A 2,230-nucleotide genomic window follows, 5' to 3' on the forward strand; every position below is an offset into this window, starting at 1 on the left:
CGCCACGCCGTCCACTGCCACCCAGGCAGGCGCTGACGGACTCGTGGACCCGTCCGACCCGCTCGTCGAACCGCAGTTCAACGGTCGGCGCGACTGAACCGAGAAGGTCCCGGAACACGTGTCCCGCCGGACACGAATGTCTGGCGGGACACGGTCGCGCCCGGCGTGTGTGGGGACCGTCGGGCGCGGTTTGGGATCCCGCGGAGGACGCTAGTGGCAACGGCGGCTCGTCCGTGGGCGAATGCCAGAGTCTTGACTTTGTTCTCAGCCAGTTCTTGGGACTGGGCCGTGACTCAGCTGAAGTGACGGTCGCGGAATCGACGCAGGGCATCGCGTGACCCTTGCGCCGCAGCGATGATCGGACGCATCGGCGGAGCCAGGGACACGCGGGCACGGCGGCGCGATCGATCGGCGTACGCCGGCGCGTCGCCCTCCCACCAGACCGGCTCCAGCATCTGGTTGATGAACTCCATCGCGGTGTCCATGGACGCGTGGCCCCACTCGATGGCCTGGTCCAGTGCGGCCGGCGTCGGTGCGAGGGTGACGGGCGACAGGGTCGGACTCATGCTGAGGAGCTGGTCGGCGTACGGCGCGTTGCGGACCATCCCGAGCTGTACGGCTCGCGTGATCGGCGTCAGCCACAGGTGCCGCGGATCCCACTGGGGATGGAAGCAGTCGAGCGCGACGTAGAGCGCGTTGCGCGTTCCGATCCGGCCTCGCTGGACCTTGATCCACGCCTGCTCGACGGGCACGTTGCTGGCTGCCCCGCCGTCGACCAGCGCGGCGACCTCCTTCTCGGCGAGGAACCGGTCGAGCAGGGGGACCATCCGTGGGTCGCTCGTCTCGTGGTGGAGGACGCCGGGGATCGCCGCGGAGAACGACATGGCGTCGAGGACGTTGAACTGGCGGGTCAGGTCGTCGTCGCCGAGGACCAGCGGCTTGACCACGCGCGAGTCGATGAAGGAGGCGGCCTGGTACAGCCGGCTCACGATGGACGGTCCGAGCCCGATCGGGACGACCGGCAACGAACGCAGCCGCACCATCGCCATCTCCTGGCGACGGAACCGGGCGGGCAGGCGCGCGAACAGCTGCTGGTGCACACCTGCGACGATGGCGTCGAACGGGATGGCCAGGTCCTCCATCCGCATCTGCTCGCCGTCGGGCCGTTCGAAGAGTGGCGCGGCGAACGCATCGATGCGCAACGACAGCACGCTGGTCAGGCCGTGCCTGCGGCGTGCGGGCTCGGGTCCCAGGAGGGCCCGGTACGTCAGCGAGCGGGCGAATTCGAGGTAGTCGTCGAACGGGATCGGCGTCTGACGGGCGAAGAGTCCGCCCAGGACCGCGCCGATCGAGGAGCCGACGATGTAGTCGGGTTCGACGCCACTCTCCACGAGGCGCTTCATCGCGCCGATGTAGACGAACCCGGCGCCGCCGCCTCCGCCGAGCACCAGGGCCAGGCTCTTGTAGCCGACCTCTGCGTCGAGCTCGGCGGCGCTGAATTCCCCGGCCCGGTTCTCGATGAGCAGGCGCCGTTGTTCGGACTGTTGCTCCTCGAGCTCGTAGTAGGCCTCGCGGGCGGCGGCCAGTCGCTTCGCGGCCGTCTGTTCGCGCCGCAGCGGGCCGGTGAACCGGTCGAGGACGACGTCGCGCCAGGCCGCGAGATCGGCGCTGACGTCCACGTCGCCACGACCGCGGGTGCCCTGGGGGCCGGCGGCGCCCGGCTCGAAGACGGTCAGCCGGGCGAAGCTGATGAGGTAGCGCAGGCGGCGTACCTCGACATCGGTCATCACGTCCGGGGCCTCGAGGTGGGCGCGCACGAGCGCCTGGTCGAACTTCTGGAGCGCGAACGTCGGGTCCTTCGCGGGGTCCGGCGCCACGGGCACCCCCGTGACGGGATCTTCCAGACCCGGCGGGAACAGCGGGGTCTGGGTTCGGCCGGGAAGGCGGGGGAGGCGCATCCGGACAGCGTGGCGCACGGGCAGGGCCGCGTCGAGCACCGTCCCGGAGCGAGTCGTGGGAGTAGGTTTGCCGCTGTGAAGTCGATTGCTGGCGGCGAGACCGACACGGCCCTGTTGGAGGAGACGATCGGGGCGAGCTTCGAGCGCACGGTGGGGTTGTACGGCGACCGGGAGGCGTTGGTCGAGGTGTCGACTGGTCGCCGGTGGACGTATGCGGAGCTGAACCGTGACGTCGATGCCTTTGCGGTGGGGTTGTTGCGTGCCGGGGTCGT

General features: G+C 70.0%; 1 protein-coding gene and 1 pseudogene. One reads left to right on the plus strand and one right to left on the minus strand.

What is annotated here, in order from left to right; genetic code table 11:
- Positions 1-293 precede the first annotated feature (293 nt).
- On the minus strand, positions 294-1,958 hold the full coding sequence (locus ACOADB_RS11655; protein WP_378598383.1) for a patatin-like phospholipase family protein: 1,665 nt from the start codon (positions 1,956-1,958) through the stop codon (positions 294-296).
- Positions 1,959-2,033: 75 nt separating this feature from the next.
- Here ACOADB_RS11655 and ACOADB_RS11660 point away from each other — a divergent pair.
- A pseudogene (locus ACOADB_RS11660) lies at positions 2,034-2,230 on the plus strand (AMP-binding protein); the annotation flags it as partial.

This window comes from Nocardioides sp. CPCC 206348 (assembly GCF_048654705.1).
In the GTDB taxonomy this organism is placed as follows: Bacteria; Actinomycetota; Actinomycetes; order Propionibacteriales; family Nocardioidaceae; genus Nocardioides.